This window comes from Tenacibaculum sp. XPcli2-G (assembly GCF_024124505.1).
Taxonomy (GTDB): domain Bacteria; phylum Bacteroidota; class Bacteroidia; order Flavobacteriales; family Flavobacteriaceae; genus Polaribacter; species Polaribacter mesophilus.
Genome location: NZ_JAMXSH010000003.1, coordinates 178,753 through 203,805, shown reverse-complemented (window position 1 = coordinate 203,805; position 25,053 = coordinate 178,753). Strand labels below are relative to the sequence as shown.

Below are 25,053 nucleotides of genomic sequence, written 5' to 3'. Positions count from 1 at the left end.
TACAAAAACCGTAATGATTGTTTAGAAACTATTTACTTAATTACCTTAATCCACTGTCCCTTAGTACGAGCTATATAATCGTTGTCATACATTGCTTCTACTTGTACTCCTGGTAAATAATATTCACCTAAATACGAAGCATTCACTAATACTCTAAATGTTTTGGTTTCGTACTTCTTCAAGGTAAAGTAGTTACTGATACTTGCATCTCGTATATCTGTATAATCTACTTTTGAAGATGTTGTATTGTTTCCAAAATCAGTAAAACGTGTATTTACAATTTCCCATCCTGAAGGAATGTATTGCGTTAATGCTACATTTTCAATGGTTTCACTTGTTGGATTTTTCACTGTAACTTCTGCTACAAAATTGGTTCCTTGTGACAAGTTATCTGGAGTAATACGAGCTCCATCTTTTGTTTTGTATGTAATAGTGGTTTCTAAATTCTTTTGGAATACTTTTTCTTCACCTACTGGTAAAATTCCTTTGTTTAGTATACGTACATATAAAACTCCGTTGTTTTTGTTAGTTATTTTTAATGAATTTTCTTTTTGAATAGCTATTAAATCTTTTGCTAACAGCGATTTTGAAGTACTTGCTTCTCCTGACGCCTTATTTAAAATATAACTTGTATTAATTCCGTCACTACCGCCATTTTTTAGAGCATATTGGCTCATTGCCAACAAACTATAGGCTGTAGTTTGTGTACTCATCCAACGCTCGCTTGATAGGTTTTCAGCAATTTCTTTTGCTAATTTTATTGATTTAGTTTCGTCATCCAACAGCATATAGGTTTCTAAAGACATTGCTTTGTTTCTAGTTTCAGAACCATAGTTTGAATAATATCGTTTTGTATAGGTATAACCGGTTATTCCTTTTAAAATAGATTTTGCTATAGCCTTTTTACCTATTAAAGCATACGCGCTTGCTAATCTCATTTTTGCTTCATCTGAAACTCCCATTGATTCGCGTAAACGGTTCATTGATGCTAAATCAGGACTATTTGCTAAACTTAACGTGTATAACCTATATGCTTGTGATAAAGAATTATTGTAATAACGTGAGTTATTTCTCCAATTACGTGCTTGTTGCTTTTGATATCCTATCCATTTTGATTTGAAACCAATAGGTAGTACATACCCTTTCTTCTCAGCCGCTATCATAAAATGACCTGCATAAGACGTTCCCCAACTATCTGCGGTACTATTTCCTTGCCAGTATGACAACCCTCCATTAGATAATTGGAAATCTGATAAACGTTGAATTGCTGCTTTTATATTTCTTTCTGTTGAAGCTATCTTTTCTTTTGATAACTCAAATAATTCGGGTAAAAACAACTGTGGAAAAGCACCTGAAGTTGTTTGTTCTACACATCCATGCGGATAACGAATTAAGTATCCCAAACGCTTGGTAAAGTTCATTGGTGGTAAGGTTGATAATTCTAACGTAGCTCCGTTCGTTCCTTTAGTACCAAAACTTGTAAAGTTAATCTCCCCTACTTCATTAGATTTCAATACGACATCTTTTACTTCAGTAGTTACTGGATTTGGGTTTAACACATCTATTTCTACTTCGTAAGATGCTTTTTCTCTTCCTGAACTTGCGTCTATTTTTACTTTACCAATTCCTTTAAAATCATTTACTTTTAGGGTAAAATACGCCATTTTTTCATCTGGCTGACTAAATGAAACGGTTTGTGTTTTATCTCCTACAATAGTATATGCTTCGTTTGGTTGTACTGTAACTTTTACATTTTTAATGTTTGGTTTCATTGCAAAAACAGTAACTGGTAAGGTAACGGTTTCTTGTGGTGTTATTTTACGAGGCAATGATGCTAAAATCATTACTGGTTTTCGTACAAAAGCTGTTTTTTCATCGCTACCGTACGCATCTTTTTTAGTATCAGTAGCCACCACCATAGCTCGAACAGATCCTACATATTTAGGTATTTTTATTTTATGTTCCTTACTGTCTCCTTTTTCTAAATCGAAAGGGCCTAAATACGTAACCATTGGTTTGAATCGATTCGCTTTTCGGTTTTTACTTCCTGCCTCTGCTTCATCTCCTCCAATACTTAATATTTGATTTACTTTTCCACCGTAAGCACCAATAACGTCATCAAAAATATCCCAAGTTTTTACACCAAGAGATTGGCGTGCATAGAACACTCCCCATGGATTTGGTGTTTTAAAACGTGTTAAATCTAACAAACCTTCATCTACCAGTGCAATGGTATAGGTCATCGCCCTACCTTTTTCTTCTTTTACGCGAATGGTAGCTGTTGATTCTGGTCGTAACTCGTCTGCTAACTGAATTTTTGGTTCTAATTTCGTTGCAGGGTTATGTACCAACATTGGTATTGAACCGTACATACGAATTGGTAAATCGTTTACTGTTTGACTATGTTTTTGTAACAATGAAATATTTACAAATACATTTGGTGTATAACTCGCTTTTACTGGGAAACTAAACGATGTTTGTTGTGCTTGTGTTGGTACCCAGAAATGATCTAATACTTCTGTTCCGTTTTCTATGGTAATAAACGCTTTTCCTCCTTCAGAAGACGGAAACTTCACAGTTGCTTTTTCATCTACTTCATACGATTCTTTATCGGTTGTAAATATTAGCATCGTAGCGTTACTTTTATCTTGATTTCCTTTTTTCTTAGCATACCAAGAAGGCCAATCAAAATAAACCACATTTGAGGTAACATGCTTACTTTTTGAGTCTTTTACTTTTATTAAATAACGTCCCCAATCATTTTCGTCAACCTTTAATTTAAAAGTCCCTTTACCGCTTGCATTTGTTGTTACTTTTAATTTCTTATAAGGTTCATGATAACGTGTACCATCATAACTAGACAATCCATTATCAGAAGTACTCCACCACCAACGCCATGATAATTTATATACATTTACTTCTAAAGTATTTGCTATTCCTACCCCTTCTTCGTTTACTGAAGCTACATTAAATGTATAGTTTTCATCTGTAAATAAATAGTTTTTAGATTGTGGTTCTTCAGCATCTTGTAATCCAGCGTACGAAGTATATGGTGACACTTTGTTAGAAAATACATCGGTACTAAAGTCTCCTCCATTTTCATATACTTTTGTAATAAAACTCGCTCTTAACATTCCTGGAGCTTTACTATCTAATTTAGGTTTTACCGAGAATTTAGTAGTTCCATCATTACTCAAACTTCCTTTTAGCACTTTAAACTCTTCTGTTCCAAATCGACGAGTTACATCATCAAAGTTATAGTTTTTGAATTTTGAAAACTCAGTATTGGTTTGTGAGAATTTCCCGTTGATATCTAACTTTAATCCTCTTGCTATTGCTCCATGTAACCATTTTACTTCTACATTTCCTGTAATAGTTGAATTTGCTTTGATGAACTCTGCATCTGTAGCTAGTTTTATCTTTAATCGATTCGGTTTTATGGTTTCAATCTTTAATGTTTTATTGAAAACAGCTCCACCAACACTTACACGTAACTTCCAATTACCAGTAATAGCTTCTGGGTTTGTTATAGGAGCGTATTTGTATACATTGTTTGATTTTTTTGAAAGTACTTTTCTATCGATTATTTTTCCTTGCGGATTTATTAATTCAAATTTTATTGGGTGCTCCTCTGGAATTGGATTCGCATTATCGTTTAAAACAAAAGTTAAAAACAATTGATCTCCTGGTCTCCAAACTCCTCGTTCTCCATAAATATACCCTTTAATTCCTTCTTGTAATTTCACTCCAGAAACATCAAACTTACTCATTGAAAGTGCATCACCGTCTTTCAATTTCACATAAGTTGTATTGTTGTTTTTAGTAACTACTGCAAAAAAGGCATTAGTAACATCAGAAAAAGAAACTACTCCTTCTTTATTAGTTGTTGCTGAAGCTACTTCTTGCTTTTGTAAATTATATAAAGTTACTTTTGCTCCTTCTATAGCATCTGTGGTAAGTATATCTGTTACTGCTACTAACGTTTTATTATTATTTCCTTTTTTAATTATAACTCCAATATTAGTAGCTAAAATATTTGTACTAATATCTTTGTTATAATAGTATGACGTTGTGCAAGGATCCTCTCTATCTCTCCAATTATAATCGTAGTAATAATCGTCATAGTAATTAGGGTTGTCATAGCTTTTGGTATCTATCTCCTTTTTTCCGAAAACGATGGTTTTCGTTGAAACACCTTCTGCACATTTATAATTTGAATAGTCTTTATTAAATGAAAACTCGACTCTATACATCGCTCCGTTTTCCACTTTTATTATTTCTGCTAAATCAATAGCAAAAGCATTTTCTTTACTTAGATCTAATCCTTGATTACCAAGTTTTACTGTGTATTTAGCTACAGGACGCCCTACATAACGTAAATTTCCTTGATTACTTAAACTATTATTTTGTAAAAACTGTAATACATTTTCCTTATATACTTTGTAAATTGTAGCATCAACCGCTTTTAAGTTAACTGCACTAAAATTTATTTTTAGGTTATTAGAGTTTGGAAGTATTGATCCACTCTTTATAAACTTTACCGCAGGCTTTAATTCTTCAAAATAAACCGTTTTAATTGTGTTTTCTTTTAAAGTATAACCATCCACACTCTTAATTCCTTTGAAAATCTCTAAATCAACTTTTTGTGTAAATGGTGATTTTGGATATACTGTTACTTTGTTACTATTTATCTTGTATGTAAAAGCTCTTTTTTGAGTATTTAAAAACTGAATAAGTCCTTTTAAATTTTGTGATTTTTGTAATGGGTCTGAGAAGCTTATTTCAATATGTTGTTTATCTATATCAATAACTTCAACATTTAATATCTTAAAGTTGTTTTTTCCTGTTATGGTAACTTCTCTACTTCCTTTGGACTCTGACTGAATTGGTGTTCCAGTCCACTCTACCTTTAATTGTTTGTCTTCCTCATAGCGTTCTATACTGTCTATCTTAAAGTAAACTTTAGAACTTACTTTACCTACAGTACTAAACTTTATAGCTTTTTCTTTCCCGTTATATGTAGCTCTAATTAAAGATGGAATTTTTTCCGTTTCTATAATATCACTAGCAATTAACTCTCCTTCTACTGCATATAGTTTTTTATTATGAACACTTGGAGCTTGTAAAGAAACGTTGAATAATAATTCTTTAGTTTTTACTTTAACAGTAAAGTTCTCTAAATCTTCCTCTATATCTTCATATAATTTAGATAAATGAAGTGTTATTAAATATTCTTGATTGCTTTTTAGTTTTTCAGCTGGAACAAAAACTAACTCATTATCATTTAAAACTACTTCTCCTTTTATAGCTGGTTTTGTAGTAATAACTTCAGTGGCATCAAAGTTTATCGTGACTTTATTTTTTAATACAAATTTTAAGTTAGGGTTTACCGATATTAGCTTATCTGGAAAAACACTAATATATTCACCAAATTCATTTACATTACTTTCTGTAGTAACTGTTTTTTTACACGAATTAGCTGTAATCATTAAAAAGACTAATGCTAAAGCGCCAATAATTTTTCCCATTTTTTTTTGTAACTGTAATTTCATTTCCTTAGAAGTTTTCTGTCTTTCTCTATTTTATCTAAAACTACTGAAAAATATTTTTAAAATATTACCCTATTTAGAATTTGTAGCAATCTATTTAGTATTCGTAATTCGGATCAATATTTTTTAAAGCAATTTTCTTAAGAGATTTTTTCAGCAACAAATTTACCATTTTTAGAGTATTTATAATACAATTAGCACTTATATTTTTTACTTTTACAACCTCAATTACACATTATGCTTGGATTACAATTTGACACAGAAACTTCATGGGTTGAAGTTGCTAAAAACGGATTAGAACAACTATTAACAGATCATGCTTTTGCTGAACAAAAAGCTGCTTCAAATGCTGTGTCAATTATTATCAATTACTCTGAAGAAACTGAACTTGTTAAAGATATGAGTGATATTGCTATTGAAGAAATGGAACATTTTAGGATGGTACATAACATAATGATAGAGCGAGATATGGTTTTAGGACAGGCTACTAAAAACGATTATGCTTTAAAATTGCAAAAATTTTTCCCTCATACAGGTAATAGAACTGAAGCGCTAATTCACAGACTTTTAGTTGCTGCTCTAATAGAAGCACGTAGCTGTGAACGTTTTAAGGTTTTTGCTGATAATATGGAAGATGAACAATTATCTAAATTTTATTTGGATTTAATGGTTTCTGAAGCAAATCATTACACCTTATTTTTAGGGTATGCTCGTAAGTATATGGATCGTGAAATCGTTGATAAAAAATGGGAAGATTTATTGGCTTTCGAAGCCGAAATGATGCGAGAAAGAGGTAAAACTGCAAAAGTTCACGGATAGTGTTTAGTAAAGAAGAATCTGCCCGATTGCGTAAAGAATTTTGGACTAGTTTTGGAAAATCTTTTCCAAGAAAATGGTTGTTATACAATACCAAAATAAAGGGATTTGCTTTTAAATTTCAAGCGGATAGAAAAAACGCTTCAGTTTGTTTAGATTTCGAACATCCAGAAGATGTAGCCAATGAATTACTTTACGATCAACTTCTTTCTTTGAAGAAAATATTGGAAACAGAATATTTACCTGAAGTTATATTTGATGATAATTTTGAGTTAAACAATCACAAAATTATTCGTAGAATTTATATCCCTTTTGATAAAAAATTTAGTGTTCACAATAAAGATACTTGGAGAGATTGTTATGAGTTTTTTGTAGAGACTATGACACAGTTTGAACTGTTTTTTTATGAATATGAAGACTTTATAAAACAGGCTATCTAATCATACAAAAATACGTTTAAGCATAAAAAGAAACTTGTTTTAAATTGTATTTTGTACTATTTTTGGACTTTTAAAATAATTTAACCCCTAACCCCTATTAAAAATGAATAACTTCCCCTTTAAGTTATTGGTACTATGTTGTGCCTTAGTTTTCTTTTCTTGTTCTTCAAATGAAAATGAATTAATTGACTCTCCTTCTGATTCTACCGTTAGCATAGAAGAAAAATCAATAGAAAATGAAATTCTTGATCTTATTAATGATTATAGATTAAGCAAAGGCTTATCTACTTTAAAAAAACTTGAAGCTATAAAATCTCAAACATATAATCATACTATGTATATGATAAAGAAAAAAGAGCTTTCTCACGATTTTTTTCATGATCGTAAAAATTATTTAGTTGAAAATACAAATGCTATTAAGGTTGCTGAAAATGTAGCTTATGGATATTCTACTGCTGAATCTGTTGTTAATGGATGGATTAAAAGCGAGGGACATCGAAAAAATATTGAAGGTGATTTTACCCATTTTGAAGTGACTGCCGAAAAAAACACTGGTGGTACATGGTACTATACCAATATTTTTGTAAAAAAATAACAACAATACTTGATAAGACCTCTATTTTTAAAATAAATAGAGGTCTTAGATATTATTATTTTTTATAATCATTAACAATTATAAATTTTGAACGTCTGTTTTCTTGATGCTCTTCATCTGAACAAGGTACACCATTAGAACATTTGTTCACCAACTGCTTTTCTCCATAACCAATAGCACTTTCTATCCTGTTGGTAGCTATACCTCTTGAAAAAATATAATCTCTGGTAGATTTAGCTCTTCTATCTGATAAAATCTCATTGTATTTATCACTACCCCTACTATCTGTATGAGCTTCAATTTTAATAATCATTTTTGGATGATTCTTCATTACTCGTACAATATGCTCTAGTTCATAAGCTGCATCTGGTCGTATATTCCATTTATCAAAATCGAAAAATATAGGATCTATCACTATTTCGTTTCCTATAATTAATGGTGTTAAATATAAATCACGCTCTATTTCTATACCTCTTACATCTGTCGTTTCAATATTATTAATGAAGTCATCTTTATAATCTAGTTTTGTTCCTCTTAAAGAAAATTTCTTCTCACATTCAACTTCAAAAACGTAAGTGGCATCTTCTTGAGTTACGAACCTTTTTACAACTTTTCCTTTAAAGTCTATAAGCTCTACTAAAGTGTTAGGTAAAATTTCTTTTGTTCTTTTATCAAAAGTTCTCCCTTTAATATATTGTTTACACTTTAAGGTTTTAAACTTATATAAATCATCCTGTCCTTTTCCTCCTGGTCGGTTAGAAGAAAAGTACCCTGTTTTTGCATCTTCATTATAAAAGAAAGCAAAATCATCATATCCACTATTAAATGGAGCTCCTATATTTATAACTTCTGACGAGTTATTTTTTAGTAAATCAGATTTAAAAATATCTAATAATCCTAAATTTGCATAACCATCCGAAGAGAAATATAAGGTATAATCTTTAGCTACAAAAGGAAACATTTCTCTTCCTTTTGTATTTATTTTATCTCCTAAGTTTATTGGTGCTCCATACTCTCCATTAGCTAAAATAGCTACTTTATAAATATCCGTTAACCCATAACTATCTGGTCTATCAGATACAAAATATAATGTTTTATCATCCGGACTCAATGCTGGATGTCCACTAGAATACATTTTATCATTAAACGGTAACTCTTCAATATTATCCCATTGCCCATTAACCAACGTAGCTTTGAATATTTTTAAATGTGATGTACCTTTTTTACTATACTCTAGTTTTTTCTTTTCGTTTAAATTATTTCTTGTAAAATATAACGTTTTCCCGTCTTTAGTTATTGCTACACTCGATTCATGAAAACCCGTATTAATTTTAGAAGATACAATAGGAATAACACTTGCTATACTATTTTCATCTTTTTTATTTTTAATAATTTTGGCTTGATATAAGTCTAAATACGGTTGGTTATTCCATTCATAAATTTCACCATCTTTTTTTCTTGTCGAAGCAAAATATAGTTTTTGTCCATGTACATACGTTCCAAACTCTGAGTTTTTAGTATTAATTTCTAAGTTTGCTACTACTACAGAGTCTTTATTAAGTGTTTTTAATTTATTATAGTCAACATTTTTTACTTTTAACGCTTTGTCAGATAGCTTTTGAAGCCATTTATCTGCTTTGTCATACTCTCCTATACTTCTAAGTGACTGTACATACTTATATATAGCATCATCAGTTAAGTTTTCTTTTCTATTTGAAGCAACTCCATACCAATAAGCAGCTTGTTTAGAGTTTGAGTTATTATAATAACAATCTGCCAACCTTGTTATCATATCCACCCCATCATCTCCTTCGTTTATGGCTTTTTTATAAAATTCAGCTGCTTTTACATACGCATATTCTTTATAAAATTTATTTGCTATTTTTCTTTGAGAAAATGCAAAGCTTGATAAAAAAAGTAGTATCAGTGTAATTTTTGTCTTCATAACTATCCTTTTTAAAAATATCTAGGAGATTTCGTTCTATATGACTTAGGAAATAACTCAAACATTAATAATATTTCATGTGTACCATTTGAGTATTGATTAATGTCTGATAATGGATGCTCGTACGCGTAACCTATTCGGAACTGACGAGAAACTTGAAAATCTACTAAAGCCCCTAAAGCTCCTGTGTTTTCATTGATTCTATAAGAACCTCCTAACCAAAATTTTTCATTGAATAAGAAGTTTGCTGTTATGTCATATGATACTGGTGCTCCATTCGTTGCTTTAATTAACGTCGCTGGCTTAAACTTTACATTATCACTCAAATCAAAAACATATCCTCCTGTTAAATAATAACTTACTCTGTCTATAATTCCGTAATTAATTCCATTAACAACCAAATCATTATGATCTATATTTAATAATCTTGGAGCTGAAAACCCCACATACCATTTATTTGTATGTAATAATAAACCGCTCCCAAAATTAGGTTCCCATCTATTTTGAATCCCTGAAATTCCTGGATCTGATCCTTCAGTTGCTATTAAGGCATCATCTATATTGTATTGAGTAAATCCTGCTTTAAGTCCAAAGGCTAATTTTATATCCTCATTAAGCTGAATCGTATATGAGAAATCTCCATATAAATAGGTGAAATTTTCATAGCCTAATTGATCATTTATAAATGATAATCCTAATCCTATTTTATCATTTCTAAGTGGAGTGTGAATAGATAGGGTTTGTGTTTCTGGTGCTCTATCTAATCCTGCCCACTGACTTCTATGCAGTCCAACAATACTCAGTACTTCTCTACTTCCTGCATATGCAGGGTTGATAGAAATTGTATTATACATATATTGAGTAAACTGTGGTAGCTGTTGTGATTGAACTGTTAAAACTGTTGCAAAAAACAGTACAATAGTTGCTTTTAATAGCTTGTAATTTTGGTTCATAGCTATAATATTATTTAGTTCCTAAGTAAATTGCTCCTGTAAATGGTTTTAACCCACTATTTTCTAATATTACAATGTAGTAATATGTACCGGCCGGTAATCTTTCTGCTGATCCAAACGTTGCTCCATCTGAAGTTCCGTTCCAATTATTTACATAATTTTTAGATTCAAAAACTCTAGCTCCCCAACGGTTAAATATTTTTACATTGGCTATAAATCCACAGGATTCAGCTCCTGTAACTTCGAAAAACTCATTCCATGAATCTCCATTAGGAGTTACTGCTTTTGAAATTACCACATCTTCTTGCCCACATGGTAATACTAAACAGTCATCGTTTATATTAATCGTAACTTCTGTTACTGTTAAACAACTACTATTTGATGATGTATATGTAAACACATAATCTCCTAAACTTACCCCTGACGGATCAAAACTTCCATCATTAGATATTGTAACGCTTCCTTGAGTCACTTCCCAAGTTCCGTTTTCACTTTGATTTGCCAAATAATCATTTAAGTTAATTTCGCCATCGTCAATACACCTTGAATCCGCTATTTCAGTTACAGATGTTTTTACAGTTACTGTAATATACTGTATAAAGTCTGCTACATTTCCACAGTCATCTGTAACTGTCCATGTTCTTGTAATTGTATAATCGCTATCACTTCCATCAAACGTACTTGTTTCCTCAAAGTCAGTTTGTGTTACATTTGAAGAACAATTGTCTGTAAATTCTAAAGTTGGAACATCAGGAACAGTATCACATTCTACTATAATGTCTTCTAATGTTGATACCAATTGTGGTGCTTCATTATCTTCAATAGTTATTACTTGAGTATGAGAAGCTTCATTACCCGCACAATCTTCTACTGCCCATGTTCTTGTAACTGTATACTCTGATGCACATATATTGTCTTGTCCTGAAAATTCTTCTGAGTAATTCACAGTTACAGAAGCATCACAATTATCGGTTGCTGTTAAAATTACTACAGTTGGAATTGTATCACAACTTACTGTTACATCTGCTGGTAATTCCTCTACAAATTCGGGTGCTTGTGTATCTTCAACAGTTACTACTTGAGTATGCGAAGTTTCATTACCCGCACAATCTTCTACTGTCCATGTTCTTGTAACTGTATATTCTGATGCACATGCATCATCTTGTCCTGAAAATTCTTCTGAGTAATTCACAGTTACAGAAGCATCACAATTATCGGTTGCTGTTAAAATTACTGCAGTTGGAATTGTATCACAACTTACTATTGCATCTGCTGGTAATTCCTCTACAAACTCTGGAGCCGTAGTATCTTCAACTGTTACTACTTGAGTGTGTGATGTACTATTACCTGCACAATCTTGAACTGCCCAAGTTCTTGTAATCGTATATTCTGATGCACATATATCGTCTTGTCCTGAAAATTCTTCTGAGTAATTCACAGTTACAGAAGTATCACAGTTATCTGTTGCGGTTAATACCGCTGCTGCTGGAATTGTATCACAACTTACTGTTGCATCTGCTGGTAATTCCTCTACAAATTCGGGTGCTACTGTGTCTTCTACTGCGATTACTTGGATATGAGTAGTCGTGTTTCCTGAACAATCTAATACTGTCCATTTTCTTGTAATCAAATATTCTGATCCACAAGCATCGTCATCTCCACTGGTTACTTCACTTGGAATTACTGTCACAGAAACATCACAGTTATCGGTTGCTGTTAAGGTTTCCATTACTGGAATATTATCACAACTTACTGTAATTTCTGCCGCTGGTAAAGTCTCTACAAATTCTGGCGCTACTGTATCTTCTACAGTAATTACCTGAATGTGGGTAGTCGTGTTTCCTGAACAATCTGATACTGTCCATTTTCTTGTAATCAAATATTCTGATCCACAAGCATCATCATCTCCACTGGTTACTTCGCTTGGAATTACCGTTACTGATGCATCACAATTATCTGTCGCTGTTAAAGTTTCCATCACTGGAATGTTATCACAACTTACAGTGATTTCTGCTGCTGGTAAAGTCTCTACAAATTCTGGTGCTACTGTGTCTTCTACAGTAATTACCTGAATATGTGTTGTAGTGTTTCCTGAACAATCTGATACGGTCCACTTTCTTGTAATCAAGTATTCTGATCCACAAGCATCGTCATCTCCACTGGTTACTTCACTTGGAATTACTGTCACAGAAGCATCACAATTATCGGTCGCTGTTAAGGTTTCCATTGCTGGAATGTTATCACAACTTACCGTAATTTCTGCCGCTGGTAAAGTCTCTACAAACTCTGGCGCTGTAGTATCTTCTACTGTAATTACCTGAATATGTGTTGTTGTGTTTCCTGAACAATCTGATACGGTCCACTTTCTTGTAATCAAGTATTCTGACCCACAAGCATCGTCATCTCCACTGGTTACTTCACTTGGAATTACTGTCACAGAAGCATCACAATTATCGGTTGCTGTTAAGGTTTCCATTACTGGAATGTTATCACAACTTACGGTGATTTCTGCCGCTGGTAAAGTCTCTACAAATTCTGGTGCTACTGTGTCTTCTATAGTGAACTTAGCTGAAGTTGTATTTACAGTGTTTCCACAAGCATCTTTTGCTGTAAAAACCACCTCTACTTCTCCTGTAAAACTACAGGTGTATGTTAAAGCTGTATAATTATTACTCCATGTTACAATACTACAATCATCTGTCGCTGTCGCTCCTCCATTAGTTGCTAACCAATTATTTAACTCTGTTATGTTTCCTGCTCCATCACACTCTACAGTTTTATCTGATGGCTGCTGAGTTATTGTGGGTGCTGTTTCATCTTTAATTAAATATCCTGCTGTTGTAGTACTAAAGTTTCCACAAGCATCTGTTGCTGTAAAAGTTACTGTGATATAACTTCCATCACATTTTACAGAGGTATCATTCCCATAATTATTGGTCCATGTTACAGTACTACAGTTATCGGTTGCTGTAGCTCCTGCATTACTATTCAACCAATCTTGTAACGTAGTTTCTGTATCTCCTACTCCACATTCTATGTCTATATTATTTTTGTTTGTTTCGTCTATAATTGGTGCAGTATTGTCTTTAACTGTTATTGTTTGAACTTTTTCAGTTGTATTCCCGCAGTTATCAGTAAGACTCCATGTACGAGTAACTATTACTTCTCCTTCACAGGTTCCTGCCGATTCTACATCACTATAACTAGCGTCTAAAGTTGTATCACAATTGTCCGATTCATTGGTAACATCTCCAGTGATTCCAATACTAGCATCATAAGTACAATTATCATCTTTGTAAATTGTAATATCTACTGGTACTGTAAAATCTGGTTTGGTAATATCCGTTACCGTGATGGTTTGGGTATGACTTACGGTGTTACCACAATTATCGGTTGATTCCCATTGACGTACGATTTCTCCACAGCCGTCTACTACTGTATTGCTTACTTCGGTAAAGATTACATCTACTACACTATCACAATTATCGGTTGCAGTGATGGTTGGTACTGCTGGTATAGCTTCACAGTCGACACTTACATCGGCTGGTGTTGCTGATAATACGGGTGCTGTAGTATCGGTTACTGTAATGGTTTGTGTATGACTTACCGTGTTGCCACAGTTGTCGGTTGATTCCCACTGACGTACAATTTCTCCACAGCCGTCTACTACCGTATTGCTTACCTCAGTAAAGACTACATCTACTACGCTATGGCAGTTATCGGTTGCGGTAATGGTTGGTACTGCTGGTATAGCTTCACAGTCCACACTTACATCGGCTGGTGTTGCTGATAATACAGGCGCAGTGGTATCGGTTACCGTGATGGTTTGTGTATGACTTACCGTGTTGCCACATTTGTCGGTTGATTCCCATTGACGTACAATCTCTCCACAGCCATCTACTACTGTATTGTTTACTTCGGTAAAGATTACATCTACTACACTATCACAATTATCGGTTGCGGTAATAGTTGATACTACTGGTATGGCTTCACAGTCGACACTTACATCGGCTGGTGTTGCTGATAATACAGGTGCTGTAGTATCGGTTACTGTGATGGTTTGTGTATGACTTACGGTGTTACCACAGTTGTCGGTTGATTCCCATTGACGTACAATCTCTCCACAGCCGTCTACTACCGTATTGCTTACTTCGGTAAAGACTACGTCTACTACGCTATCACAATTATCGGTTACGGTAATAGTTGGTACTACTGGTATGGCTTCACAGTCGACACTTACATCGGCTGGTGTTGCTGATAATACAGGTGCTGTAGTATCGGTTACTGTGATGGTTTGTGTATGACTTACGGTGTTACCACAGTTGTCGGTTGATTCCCATTGACGTACAATCTCTCCACAGCCGTCTACTACTGTATTGCTTACTTCGGTAAAGACTACGTCTACTACGCTATCGCAATTATCGGTTACGGTAATAGTTGGTACTACTGGTATGGCTTCACAGTCGACACTTACATCGGCTGGTGTTGCTGATAATACAGGTGCTGTAGTATCGGTTACTGTGATGGTTTGTGTATGACTTACGGTGTTACCACAGTTGTCGGTTGATTCCCATTGACGTACAATCTCTCCACAGCCGTCTACTACTGTATTGCTTACTTCGGTAAAGACTACGTCTACTACGCTATCGCAATTATCGGTTGCAGTGATAGTTGGTACTGATGGTATGGCTTCACAGTCGACACTTACATCGGCTGGTGTTGCTGATAATACAGGCGCAGTGGTATCGGTTACCGTGATGGTTTGTGTATGACTTACCGTGTTGCCACAATTGTCGGTTGATTCCCATTGACGTACAATCTCTCCACAGCCGTCTACTACTGTATTGCTTACTTCTGTGAATACTACATCTACTACGCTATCGCAGTTATCGGTTGCAGTGATAGTTGGTACTGATGGTATGGCTTCACAGTCGACACTTACATCGGCTGGTGTTGCTGATAATACAGGCGCAGTGGTATCGGTTACCGTGATGGTTTGTGTATGACTTACCGTGTTGCCACAATTGTCGGTTGATTCCCATTGACGTACAATCTCTCCACAGCCGTCTACTACTGTATTGCTTACTTCTGTGAATACTACATCTACTACGCTATCGCAGTTATCGGTTGCAGTGATAGTTGGTACTGCTGGTATGGCTTCACAGTCGACACTTACATCGGCTGGTCTTGCTGATAATACAGGTGCAGTGGTATCGGTTACCGTGATGGTTTGGGTATGACTTACCGTGTTACCACAGTTGTCGATTGATTCCCATTGACGTACAATTTCTCCACAGCCGTCTACTACCGTATTGCTTACTTCTGTGAATACTACATCTACTACGCTATCGCAGTTATCGGTTGCGGTAATAGTTGGTACTGTTGGTATGGCTTCACAGTCGACACTTACATCGGCTGGTGCTGCTGATAATACAGGCGCAATGGTATCGGTTACCGTAATGGTTTGTGTATGACTTACCGTGTTACCACAGTTGTCGGTTGATTCCCATTGACGTACAATTTCTCCACAGCCGTCTACTACTGTATTGCTTACTTCTGTGAATACTACATCTACTACGCTATCACAGTTATCGATTGCAGTGATAGTTGGTACTGATGGGATTGCTTCACAGTCGACACTTACATCGGCTGGTGCTGCTGATAAAACGGGTGCTGAAGTATCAGTTACCGTAATGGTTTGGGTAAATTGTCCACTTGTTCTTCCACAACTATCTGTAAATGTCCAAATATTAGTATATGTTCCTATAACAGGACAATTAGTTGTTGAAGCCTCAAAACTTCCAGGTATTTTGGTTATTGTTAAATCACAACTTGCTTCTGGGGTAAGTAATTGCGCCGTAGCTAGGGCAGCACTATCTTCACAAGACACTGTTCTATCTAATGAATCGACTGTAGTTGTCCAATTAGCCTCGTCAGGTTGGTTAATACTTATCTCATTAGGTAAATTATCTCCTATACCACAAGAATCAACTGATTTAGAACTTAAAGTTGTTTGTGTACTATTATTTTCTTCTCCTGCATAAGTTGCTATTAATTGCATTTGAAATTTATCGGAACACATTTCTTCTAGAAAATAACACTGTTCTTTTACTTTCACCTGAAAACTTAAACTATATGGTGTACCTCCAACATCTGTAATTCCATCAATAGCATCAAAGGTTAATAATCTAGTTGTTGTATTATAGCTATAAGTAACCCCAAAAGGTAACCCTATTATTGGTTCTATTAAATCTACTTCTTGAGGTATTGTTGTTTCTATTGTTAAGTCTTTTACATTGTCATTACCATTGTTTTCTATATTGACTGAAAAACTAACAGTGTCTTCTACACTACTAGTATTTGTTGAGCTTGATAATATTAATGGCGCTAAATCTGGTTTCCAAACATCTACAGACAATCCTATTAAAAAGAGTCCGTATGTTTCTTGGTTTGATGTTAATCTTATTGTCGCAGAAGTTTGATTGTTAGCTATTATACTATTTCCTGGATTACTAAGAGCAAATACATCTGCATCAAATCCTAAAGTATTAGTACTAGCTGGATTTCTATCTATAAAGTTACTTCCATTTTTAGCTATTCTACTATTAAAAAAATTACTTGAATTCCTTAAACTATATGATAAATCTACCCAATTGTTACTAGTATTTTTTATTTGCAACCTGTCTCCTGATAAATCTCTATCTCCTTCTAAGGCACCTATTACTACATCTACATCTACATCTCCTGTTGGTACTGTTTGAAAACCACTAAATCCAATTTCAAAATTATTAACACTACTTGTAACATGTGCGTAACCATCAAAAAGCGATATATTTTTTGCTGGTAAAGTAGGGCTTTCATATACAAATACTATTTGCCAACCTCCAGAAGTTCCTGTATTTCCTCCACCATGTGAAGTCAAACTTCCTTCCTTTGCCCTAACATTAGCTACTTGATAAGTTCCATAGGGTGTTGCCAAAGCTTTTACTTCACTTGTGATATCCTTAAAACAAATGTATGGATCATTAACAAAGTGACCTATCTCGTCTCTTCCTCTATAAATAACATCATCAGCAGTTATAGTTGTATAACCTAAACTTCCTGGTAATTGCAATTTTACTTTATTATAATCCCAATTGGGTTCATCTGAAGAATTGTCTTCCTCTTTATCAGCTGCTGCCCAGTATAAATATGCTTTCTTTATACTTAAACAACTAACTGTTGGCTCTGGGTTAGATAAGTTTGCGCTACTTGAATTGAATGTACTTGCATCACTATCTATATCAACAAAAACGTTATTACTAAAGTCATGGTTTCCGTCGCTTCCTATATAGCTCGTTGTTTTATTTCTTGATAAAACATTATTTGCTATTAATGTTACATTTCCTTTAACTGCTTCTGAAAATCTAGGTTGGAATCCTTTTTTTATTTGGGCTTCTAATTTTCCGCCAGCAACGAGAAAAACCACTATAAAAAATAAAGTAAAACTAGTAATTTTTTTCATGTCCTCTAAGTTTTTCTAATAACAACAATCTTATGCTAATCGTCTAATTGTCATTACTCTGATTTGGTATATATGTTTTTATATTAATCTTGCTAGAGGGAGCTTTTTTCTGTAATGACACTTGCTCTTGAAGGTCATTTACCAGGAGTTCTATACAATTCCAACTTCCTAATTTGATATTGTATGGTTTAGTTATTTTTAAATAAAGTATTTTACTTCTTTTAGGTAGTACTTTTAATGCTTTTATAAGAGGTTTCTTTTTTTCATCTAATAATGAATACTCTAATATCGTTTCTATTTTTTCTTGATTTTTGCACGGTACATTGTTTATGGAAAAACGATATTCTTTTTCTACTATGCTATTATTGCTAATCTTTAGTTTATGCACATGCACTCTTTCATAATCTGGTTTATCACTATAGGAAACTACCGATAACTCTGTTAAATTTTGTGAACAAAGACTTAAACCGCTACCTAAAAAGAATAAATACAGTAGTTTTTGAATAATATTTTTTCTCATATTATTTGTTTTATAATTATTATACTACATATACAAGCAATAAAAGTTGTATATCTAACTTTAAAAGTGGGGGTAACTGTAATTTTGGGGGCAGGGTAATTAAGAGGTACGCATTTCAGAGTATTATATAAGTATAACACATAAAGAATGTACAATAAGATTTTTCGAGGAAGCCAATACTAAATGGAATAGTATTATTTTTGAGGGATTAACGTTTTTTAAGTTCTAAAAAACAGTTATACCAAAAGTAGCATTTATTTTTAGGTTTAAAAAATGAAAAGTTAAAAAAGGGGTTTTTCCCCATACTTGTTTAGTAAAAATATGTTGTTGATATTTTATAATACTTCTTACTAAATTAGGTAATTTTGCGATATGATACAAAACGATACAATTATTGCTTTAGCAACACCAGCAGGGGTTGGTGCTATTGCTATTATTAGACTTTCTGGAGAAAATTCTATAAAAATTGTAGATTCATTTTTCTCTTCTGTAAAGAAAAATAAATCATTATTAAATCAAAAATCTCATACCTTACATTTAGGTCATATTGTGAATAATGGAGTTGTTATTGATCAAGTTTTAGTATCTATTTTTAAAAATCCGCACTCATATACAGGTGAAGATGTAGTAGAAATTTCGTGTCATGGTTCTAGTTTTATTCAACAAGAAATCATTCAACTTTTCTTACAAAATGGTTGTAGAATGGCTGATAACGGTGAGTTTACAATGCGAGCCTTTTTAAATGGTAAAATGGATTTATCGCAAGCGGAAGCTGTGGCTGATGTGATTGCTTCAAACTCTGCTGCTTCTCATCAAATGGCAATTCAGCAAATGCGTGGAGGAATTACCAATGAACTAAAAGAATTAAGAGGACAACTACTTGATTTTGCAGCTTTAATTGAGTTAGAACTCGATTTTTCTGGTGAAGACGTAGAGTTTGCTGATAGAACCAAGTTTAAAGAATTAGTAGCTAAAATATCGGCAGTTTTAAAACGTTTAATAGATTCTTTTGCCTTTGGGAATGCTATGAAAAATGGAATACCTGTAGCTATTATTGGTGAACCAAATGTTGGAAAGTCTACTCTATTAAATGCTTTGCTTAATGAAGAAAAGGCTATCGTATCTGATATTGCTGGTACAACTCGTGATGCTATTGAAGATGAATTAATTATTGATGGTGTTGTTTTTCGTTTTATCGATACCGCTGGAATTAGAGAAACTGAAGATGTTGTTGAAAACATCGGTATCAAAAAAGCATATGAAAAAGCAGAAAACGCACAATTAATTATATTTTTAATTGACTCCAATAAGTATATACATTCTAAAGACTTATTCTTAGAGGAAATTGAAACTATACACCAACGTTTTCCAAATAAACGTTTATTAGTTATAGCTAATAAAATAGACACCTTATCATGCCATGACTCCTATATTCTACAATCTGAGATTGAAAACTTAATTTTACTTTCTGCAAAACAAAATATTGGAGTTGACGAGTTAAAACAAGAACTTATTTCGTTAGTCAATACTGGAGCTTTAAGTAATAATGAAACCATTGTTACTAACTCTCGTCATTTTGAAGCATTAACTTTAGCTTTGGAAAGTATCAATTCTGTTAAAAATGGTATTGAGTTAGATATTTCTTCTGATTTATTTGCTATAGATATTCGAGAATGCTTACGTCATTTAGGAAATATTACAGGTGAATACGATGTAGATAAAGATATTTTAGGACACATTTTTGGAAATTTCTGTATCGGGAAGTAAGAAACGAAACTCTTCAACAAAATATTGAATTTAAATATATTCGCTCGGATTTTTACCCGTGTACTTTTTAAATGTTTTATTAAAATGACTTGAGTCTGTAAAACCTGTTTTCTCAGCAATTTCACCTATGCTTAGACTACTTTGTTTTAACAAGCTTTCTGCCATTTTTATTTTGGTTTCCATTATATAACGCTGTAAGGATATACCTGTATGTTTCTTTACAAAAATACCAACATAGTTTGGTGACAAATGAAACGTTTCTGCAATAACATCAACCTTTATAAGTTCTTTATTTTGTACATTTTGTCGTATATACGTCAATATTAAATCTACCTTATTCTTATCGTAAACATGTCCACTATTTTTTAATGTAGACTTTAAGTTTCTCGACAATATAATTAACAAAGCTCCAAACAATTCAGATAATACATTACGACTGTAAGTTAACGGACTATGCAATTCACTTTTTATTAAATGATAAAGTCTAAAGAGTTGCTCTTTATCTGTTTCGCAACTAATTACACTTTTAGCAACAATATTCTGATGAAAAATTACTGCCTCTAAACTCTTTCTCCAATAAGTGCTGGTAGAAAATGTAGCCTTTTCTAAAAACATCTGTTCTGTAAATTTTAGCACCCCAAACCTTGTTGGCTCTCCAATAATAAACTCATGTTCATCCTTTGGAGTTAAAAAAAACAAATCTCCCTCTTTATAATCAATAACACTTTCATTTAAAACATGTTTTCCGCTTCCTTTTAAAACAAAAGTTAACTCAAAAAAATGGTGCTTATGTCTTGGATAGCCCCACTCCTTCTCTGCTTCAAACTCAAATACATCTAAATTCTTGGTAATATAAAAACGTTGCGTCATCAGAATGTTTTTATACAAATATACAATGTATTAATACAACAATATGGCTTAAAATAGCTATTAATTTTGCAGTCACAACAGTTAATTAAACAATATAAAATGAAAAATAATAGCATTATAGCACTAGTTATCATAGTGGTAAGCCTAACATTAAATGCCTGTAAAAAAGAGCAAAAGAATACAAGTAAAACAGGTTCTACTTTGACAAAAAATGTGGCAAAAAAAAGCTATTGGCCTAACGGAGCACAATTAGTCATTTCTTTTTCAATGCAGTTTGAAACAGGAGGACAACCTGAAGGAGCTGAAAGTCCTTTTTCAGGAAACCCATTACCTAAAGGAAATCCTGATTTGCCTGCTGAAAGCTGGTTTCGTTATGGAGCTAGAGAAGGAATGTGGCGGATGATGGATTTATGGGATAAACACAATATAAAAGTAACCTCTCATGTAGTAGGTGAAGCTGCAATAAAATATCCTGAAATCGCTAAGGCTATGGCCAACAAAGGACACGAAATAGCTGCTCACGGAATTGCTTGGGACAATCAGTGGAATTTAAGTTACGAAGAAGAACTTGCCTTTGTTAAAAAAGGAATTGACACAGTAGAAGCAATTACAGGAAAAAGAGGACGTGGATGCAATGCCAATTGGTTACGTAGAAGTCCCAACACTCTTAAGGTTTTACAAAAACTTGACTTTTTATATCATATTGATGATGTAAGTCGTGATGAGCCTTTCATTACTAAAGTAAGAGCTAAAAACTTTGTTGTAATGCCTTATACGTTGCGTAACAATGACATTGTAAATATTACAGGTAAAAACTGGTCACCAGATCAATTCTTATTCCAACTAAAAACAGAATTCAATCAGCTTTATAAAGAAGGTTCCTCTAAAAGAAGAATGATGAGTGTGAGTTTACACGATAGAATTGGAGGTACTCCAGCAATAATTAATGTTGTAAATCAATTTATTGAATATGCAAAACAACATGAAGGTGTAGTATTTATGCGTAAAGATGATATTGCTAAAATGGTAATAAACGATCCTAATACACCAATTGATAACGCCGAAATAAAATTTAACAAATAAGAGTATCAACATGAAACATGCAATCTATTTATACCTTGTATTTAGTACACTAACAATTATTAATGCGCAAAACTAATTACCTTTTCAATTAGAAAAAGATTGGAGTTAAAAGGGTTAAAGAACCCTGAAAGCATAGTGCTCGATAAAACAAACCAAGTAACATTCCGTAAATAATCAAAATAAATGAGTTCACAATATCAAACTGAGAGGTTAATCATACGACCGACAAATACTGAAGATACCGACTTTATTTTCAACTTATTTAATACTCCTAAATGGATTGAAAACATTGGAGATAGAAACATAACTTCTACTACTCATGCAAAGCAATATATTGAAACAATTATGCTTGAGCAACTCAAGCAATTAGGATACTCTAGCTATACTGTAATTAGACAATCTGATAATGAAAAAATAGGAACTGTGGGACTTTATGATCGTGAAGGAGTTGATGGAATTGATTTTGGCTTTGCTTTTTTACCTCAATTTGAAGGTAAAGGATATGCCTTTGAAAGTGCTTCAAAAATAAAAGAAGTAGCTATAAATGATTTCAGAATTCAAAACCTAGTGGCAATTACACGTCCTAGTAATACTGGCTCTCAAAAGTTACTCAATAAATTAGGTTTCAGCTTTAAAAAAGACATCATTCTTCCTAAGCATGAGTTTAAAGAATGGTTATTATATACTATAAATTAATAATTAAACTCTTATGAAAGTAGAAACCATAAACACCGCTGGAAATTGGTCTGTACATTGGACAGAATCCTTAAAAAAAGCCATTCAATTAGGAGTTAATAGTCATAAAATTGGACAACAATTATTATTAGAAAATAAACGTGTTAAAATATGGCATATTGAATTGGAACCCGGAAAAAGTCTTCCGTTTCATAAACATGATAAACCTTATTTTTATGTTTGTCATACAAGGGGTAACTCTCGTTCTTATTTTTCTAATGGTTCTATAATTGAAACATCCTATAAACCTAATGATATTAAGTACTTTAATAACTTAAGCACTAAAAACTACTTTATACATAATCTAGAAAACATAGGTACTACCACCCTACATTTTACAACTGTAGAGTTTGCGGAATAAGACAATGTATTTTCACAAGTAAAACATGAAATTATACAACAAAAACATCTTCAAACCGTAGTAAATTTGTACTATTAAACAATTAAAACTTTGTAAATCATGGCTTTTAAAAAGTTGTATCAACCCTATAATAAAAATGGCTTGACATTAAAAAATAGATTTTTAATGGCTCCCATGACACGTTCTAGAAGCTCACAGCCTGGTGATATTCCTAATGAACTAATGGCTGAATATTACGGACAGAGAGCTTCTGCAGGAATAATTATATCTGAAGCTACTCAAGTTTCATTACAAGGAAAAGGCTACGCTAAAACACCTGGAATTTACACACAAGAACAAATTGAAGGTTGGAAATTAATTACTGACGAAGTCCATAAAAAAGGAAGTAAAATATTTTTACAACTATGGCATGTTGGTCGCGTATCTAGTTCTAAAGTAAACGGATTACAACCTATTGCTCCTTCTAAAAAAATTGCCAAAGACACCAATGTTTATATTTTTGATGGAGCTCCCAATGGTGATGCTACTTTTGTACCTGTAGAAGAACCTAGAGCAATGACAAAATCAGACATTAATCAAGTAATTGAAGAATTTAAAACGGGGGCAAAAAATGCTATTGAAGCAGGTTTTGATGGTGTTGAAATTCACGGAGCCAATGGATATTTGATAGACCAATTTTTAAGAAGTAATTCTAACCAACGAACTGACGAATATGGGAGAACTAAAGATAATAGAGTTCGATTACTAACCGAAATCACTCAAGCAGTTGCTCAGGAAATAGGTAATGAAAAAACCGGAGTTCGCCTCTCCCCTTTTATTAGTTTTAAAGACATGAATGATCCTGAAATATTAGACACTATAATGATTGCTACTCAAGAACTTGAAAATATTGGAATTACCTATTTACATTTATGTGAAGCAGATTGGGATGATGCTCCTGAAATTCCTAATAATTTTAGAGGGAACCTACGTAAAACATTTAGCAAAACTATTATTGCTACAGGAAATAAAACACCTGAACAAGGAGAAGATTTACTAGAAAAAGAGCTGGTTGATTTAATTGGGTTTGGACGTAATTTTTTAACGAACCCCGATTATCCGATAAGAGTAAAACTAAATGCTCCATTAAACAAAATTACTAATACTCATACGTTATTTGGTGGTGGGGATGCTAGAGGATATACAGATTATCCTTTTTTGAAACAAGGAAGCATGGATACTATTGAAGAAAAATAAAGCCTGAAGCTACCGACTCCCTAGCCTGGAGTTGGGGCTTACCCAAAACTTTATAAGTAGTAATTATACATAATACTTTGTTTTCTATTTGTTCGAAACTATTGTATAAAATTATTCAAAAACAATTTCTATATCTTGTGTTAAGGGAAGACTTTGACAACTTAAAATATATCCTTCTTTAACATCTTCTTCAGATAAAGTAAGATTCTTTTTCATAAAAACTTCTCCTTTGTTCAATTTACACATACAGCTAGAACATACTCCTCCTTCACATGAATATGGAGGATTATAATTATTATCTAACATAGCGCGTAATATAGTTTTACCCTTTGGAATATGTATGTTTATTTCTTCTCCATCTAAACTAGCAGTTAAATGAGCATTATCGATGACTTCTGTAGTTTCTTCTAATCTTCCTCCTCCAAAGCTTTCAATAAGAATTCGAGTATCTGGAACATCCATACTCTGTAATACTTTTTGAGTATTTTCTATCATAGTACCAGGCCCACAGATAAAATATTCTGCATTCTGCGCATAGGGAGAAATTATATTACTTTGTGTATCTGGAAGTAGATTCATTTTTTTCAAATTTACAACGGTTAACTACGCTTATAAAACAGATTACTTTCTACTTATACTTGTTTATACTTTTACAAGCAATTAAATTAAAAAACAAAAG

15 protein-coding genes are annotated in these 25,053 nt (G+C 33.1%); 8 read left to right on the top strand and 7 right to left on the bottom strand.

Translation table 11 applies throughout. The features are described 5' to 3' along the window. Nucleotides 1-32: 32 nt before the first annotated feature. Nucleotides 33-5,528: an alpha-2-macroglobulin gene (locus tag NH341_RS08690; protein ID WP_253056478.1), complete on the bottom strand. Its 5,496-nt coding sequence runs from the start codon at nucleotides 5,526-5,528 to the stop codon at nucleotides 33-35. A 258-nt stretch (nucleotides 5,529-5,786) separates the two neighbouring features. On the opposite strand from NH341_RS08690, the gene NH341_RS08685 reads away from it, so the two are divergent. The 3 genes from NH341_RS08685 to NH341_RS08675 all read left to right on the top strand — a co-directional run bounded on the left by NH341_RS08685 (nucleotide 5,787) and on the right by NH341_RS08675 (nucleotide 7,400). Continuing rightward, nucleotides 5,787-6,368, top strand: a complete 582-nt coding sequence (locus NH341_RS08685) for a tRNA-(ms[2]io[6]A)-hydroxylase (protein ID WP_073183535.1) — start codon at nucleotides 5,787-5,789, stop codon at nucleotides 6,366-6,368. Continuing rightward, nucleotides 6,368-6,805, top strand: coding sequence for a DUF4268 domain-containing protein (locus NH341_RS08680; RefSeq protein ID WP_159616744.1), 438 nt, complete (start codon nucleotides 6,368-6,370; stop codon nucleotides 6,803-6,805). Before NH341_RS08685 ends, NH341_RS08680 begins: the two co-directional genes overlap by 1 nt. A 103-nt stretch (nucleotides 6,806-6,908) precedes the next feature. Beyond that, nucleotides 6,909-7,400, top strand: coding sequence for a CAP domain-containing protein (locus tag NH341_RS08675; RefSeq protein ID WP_253056476.1), 492 nt, complete (start codon nucleotides 6,909-6,911; stop codon nucleotides 7,398-7,400). Between the two features lie 55 nt (nucleotides 7,401-7,455). On the opposite strand, the gene NH341_RS08670 is transcribed toward NH341_RS08675, so the two are convergent. Genes NH341_RS08670 through NH341_RS08655 form a run of 4 tightly spaced genes read right to left on the bottom strand, consistent with a single transcriptional unit; the run spans nucleotide 7,456 to nucleotide 18,322 of the window. Further along, complete coding sequence (locus tag NH341_RS08670; protein WP_253056474.1) at nucleotides 7,456-9,345, bottom strand: OmpA family protein; 1,890 nt, start codon at nucleotides 9,343-9,345, stop codon at nucleotides 7,456-7,458. Nucleotides 9,346-9,356: 11 nt separating this feature from the next. Continuing rightward, on the bottom strand, nucleotides 9,357-10,298 hold the full coding sequence (locus NH341_RS08665; protein ID WP_159616748.1) for a type IX secretion system membrane protein PorP/SprF: 942 nt from the start codon (nucleotides 10,296-10,298) through the stop codon (nucleotides 9,357-9,359). Between the two features lie 10 nt (nucleotides 10,299-10,308). After that, nucleotides 10,309-17,802, bottom strand: a complete 7,494-nt coding sequence (locus NH341_RS08660) for a gliding motility-associated C-terminal domain-containing protein (protein WP_253056472.1) — start codon at nucleotides 17,800-17,802, stop codon at nucleotides 10,309-10,311. A 43-nt stretch (nucleotides 17,803-17,845) separates the two neighbouring features. Further along, nucleotides 17,846-18,322 carry a hypothetical protein gene (locus tag NH341_RS08655; protein ID WP_047788936.1) on the bottom strand — a complete coding sequence of 159 codons (477 nt, stop codon included), beginning with the start codon at nucleotides 18,320-18,322 and terminating at the stop codon, nucleotides 17,846-17,848. 372 nt (nucleotides 18,323-18,694) lie between these two features. Here NH341_RS08655 and mnmE point away from each other — a divergent pair, with 372 nt between their 5' ends. Next, nucleotides 18,695-20,089, top strand: coding sequence for a tRNA uridine-5-carboxymethylaminomethyl(34) synthesis GTPase MnmE (gene mnmE / locus NH341_RS08650; protein WP_159617020.1), 1,395 nt, complete (start codon nucleotides 18,695-18,697; stop codon nucleotides 20,087-20,089). A 30-nt stretch (nucleotides 20,090-20,119) separates the two neighbouring features. Here mnmE and NH341_RS08645 read toward each other — a convergent pair whose 3' ends face one another. Then, nucleotides 20,120-20,959, bottom strand: a complete 840-nt coding sequence (locus NH341_RS08645) for an AraC family transcriptional regulator (protein WP_047788938.1) — start codon at nucleotides 20,957-20,959, stop codon at nucleotides 20,120-20,122. Nucleotides 20,960-21,058: 99 nt separating this feature from the next. Here NH341_RS08645 and NH341_RS08640 point away from each other — a divergent pair, with 99 nt between their 5' ends. The 4 genes from NH341_RS08640 to NH341_RS08625 all read left to right on the top strand — a co-directional run bounded on the left by NH341_RS08640 (nucleotide 21,059) and on the right by NH341_RS08625 (nucleotide 24,374). After that, nucleotides 21,059-22,042 (top strand): polysaccharide deacetylase family protein, encoded by a 984-nt coding sequence (locus NH341_RS08640; protein ID WP_253056470.1) that lies wholly within the window; start codon nucleotides 21,059-21,061, stop codon nucleotides 22,040-22,042. 183 nt (nucleotides 22,043-22,225) lie between these two features. Continuing rightward, nucleotides 22,226-22,738, top strand: a complete 513-nt coding sequence (locus NH341_RS08635) for a GNAT family N-acetyltransferase (protein WP_047788939.1) — start codon at nucleotides 22,226-22,228, stop codon at nucleotides 22,736-22,738. A gap of 13 nt (nucleotides 22,739-22,751) precedes the next feature. After that, a complete protein-coding gene (locus NH341_RS08630; protein WP_239180396.1) occupies nucleotides 22,752-23,138 on the top strand; it encodes a hypothetical protein in 387 nt (128 codons plus the stop codon). 99 nt (nucleotides 23,139-23,237) lie between these two features. After that, nucleotides 23,238-24,374 (top strand): alkene reductase, encoded by a 1,137-nt coding sequence (locus tag NH341_RS08625; RefSeq protein WP_253056468.1) that lies wholly within the window; start codon nucleotides 23,238-23,240, stop codon nucleotides 24,372-24,374. Nucleotides 24,375-24,485: 111 nt separating this feature from the next. On the opposite strand, the gene NH341_RS08620 is transcribed toward NH341_RS08625, so the two are convergent. Continuing rightward, nucleotides 24,486-24,953: an iron-sulfur cluster-binding domain-containing protein gene (locus NH341_RS08620; RefSeq protein ID WP_239180400.1), complete on the bottom strand. Its 468-nt coding sequence runs from the start codon at nucleotides 24,951-24,953 to the stop codon at nucleotides 24,486-24,488. Nucleotides 24,954-25,053 lie beyond the last annotated feature (100 nt).

What these genes read in the sequence shown, in the direction of transcription:
- NH341_RS08660 (WP_253056472.1), bottom strand. Translation starts at nt 17,802, where the DNA reads ATGAAAAAAATTACTAGTTTTACTTTATTTTTTATAGTGGTTTTTCTC.
- NH341_RS08640 (WP_253056470.1), top strand. Translation starts at nt 21,059, where the DNA reads ATGAAAAATAATAGCATTATAGCACTAGTTATCATAGTGGTAAGCCTA.
- NH341_RS08635 (WP_047788939.1), top strand. Translation starts at nt 22,226, where the DNA reads ATGAGTTCACAATATCAAACTGAGAGGTTAATCATACGACCGACAAAT.
- mnmE (WP_159617020.1), top strand. Translation starts at nt 18,695, where the DNA reads ATGATACAAAACGATACAATTATTGCTTTAGCAACACCAGCAGGGGTT.
- NH341_RS08620 (WP_239180400.1), bottom strand. Translation starts at nt 24,953, where the DNA reads ATGAATCTACTTCCAGATACACAAAGTAATATAATTTCTCCCTATGCG.
- NH341_RS08665 (WP_159616748.1), bottom strand. Translation starts at nt 10,298, where the DNA reads ATGAACCAAAATTACAAGCTATTAAAAGCAACTATTGTACTGTTTTTT.
- NH341_RS08630 (WP_239180396.1), top strand. Translation starts at nt 22,752, where the DNA reads ATGAAAGTAGAAACCATAAACACCGCTGGAAATTGGTCTGTACATTGG.
- NH341_RS08685 (WP_073183535.1), top strand. Translation starts at nt 5,787, where the DNA reads ATGCTTGGATTACAATTTGACACAGAAACTTCATGGGTTGAAGTTGCT.
- NH341_RS08675 (WP_253056476.1), top strand. Translation starts at nt 6,909, where the DNA reads ATGAATAACTTCCCCTTTAAGTTATTGGTACTATGTTGTGCCTTAGTT.
- NH341_RS08670 (WP_253056474.1), bottom strand. Translation starts at nt 9,345, where the DNA reads ATGAAGACAAAAATTACACTGATACTACTTTTTTTATCAAGCTTTGCA.
- NH341_RS08645 (WP_047788938.1), bottom strand. Translation starts at nt 20,959, where the DNA reads ATGACGCAACGTTTTTATATTACCAAGAATTTAGATGTATTTGAGTTT.
- NH341_RS08625 (WP_253056468.1), top strand. Translation starts at nt 23,238, where the DNA reads ATGGCTTTTAAAAAGTTGTATCAACCCTATAATAAAAATGGCTTGACA.
- NH341_RS08655 (WP_047788936.1), bottom strand. Translation starts at nt 18,322, where the DNA reads ATGAGAAAAAATATTATTCAAAAACTACTGTATTTATTCTTTTTAGGT.
- NH341_RS08690 (WP_253056478.1), bottom strand. Translation starts at nt 5,528, where the DNA reads ATGGGAAAAATTATTGGCGCTTTAGCATTAGTCTTTTTAATGATTACA.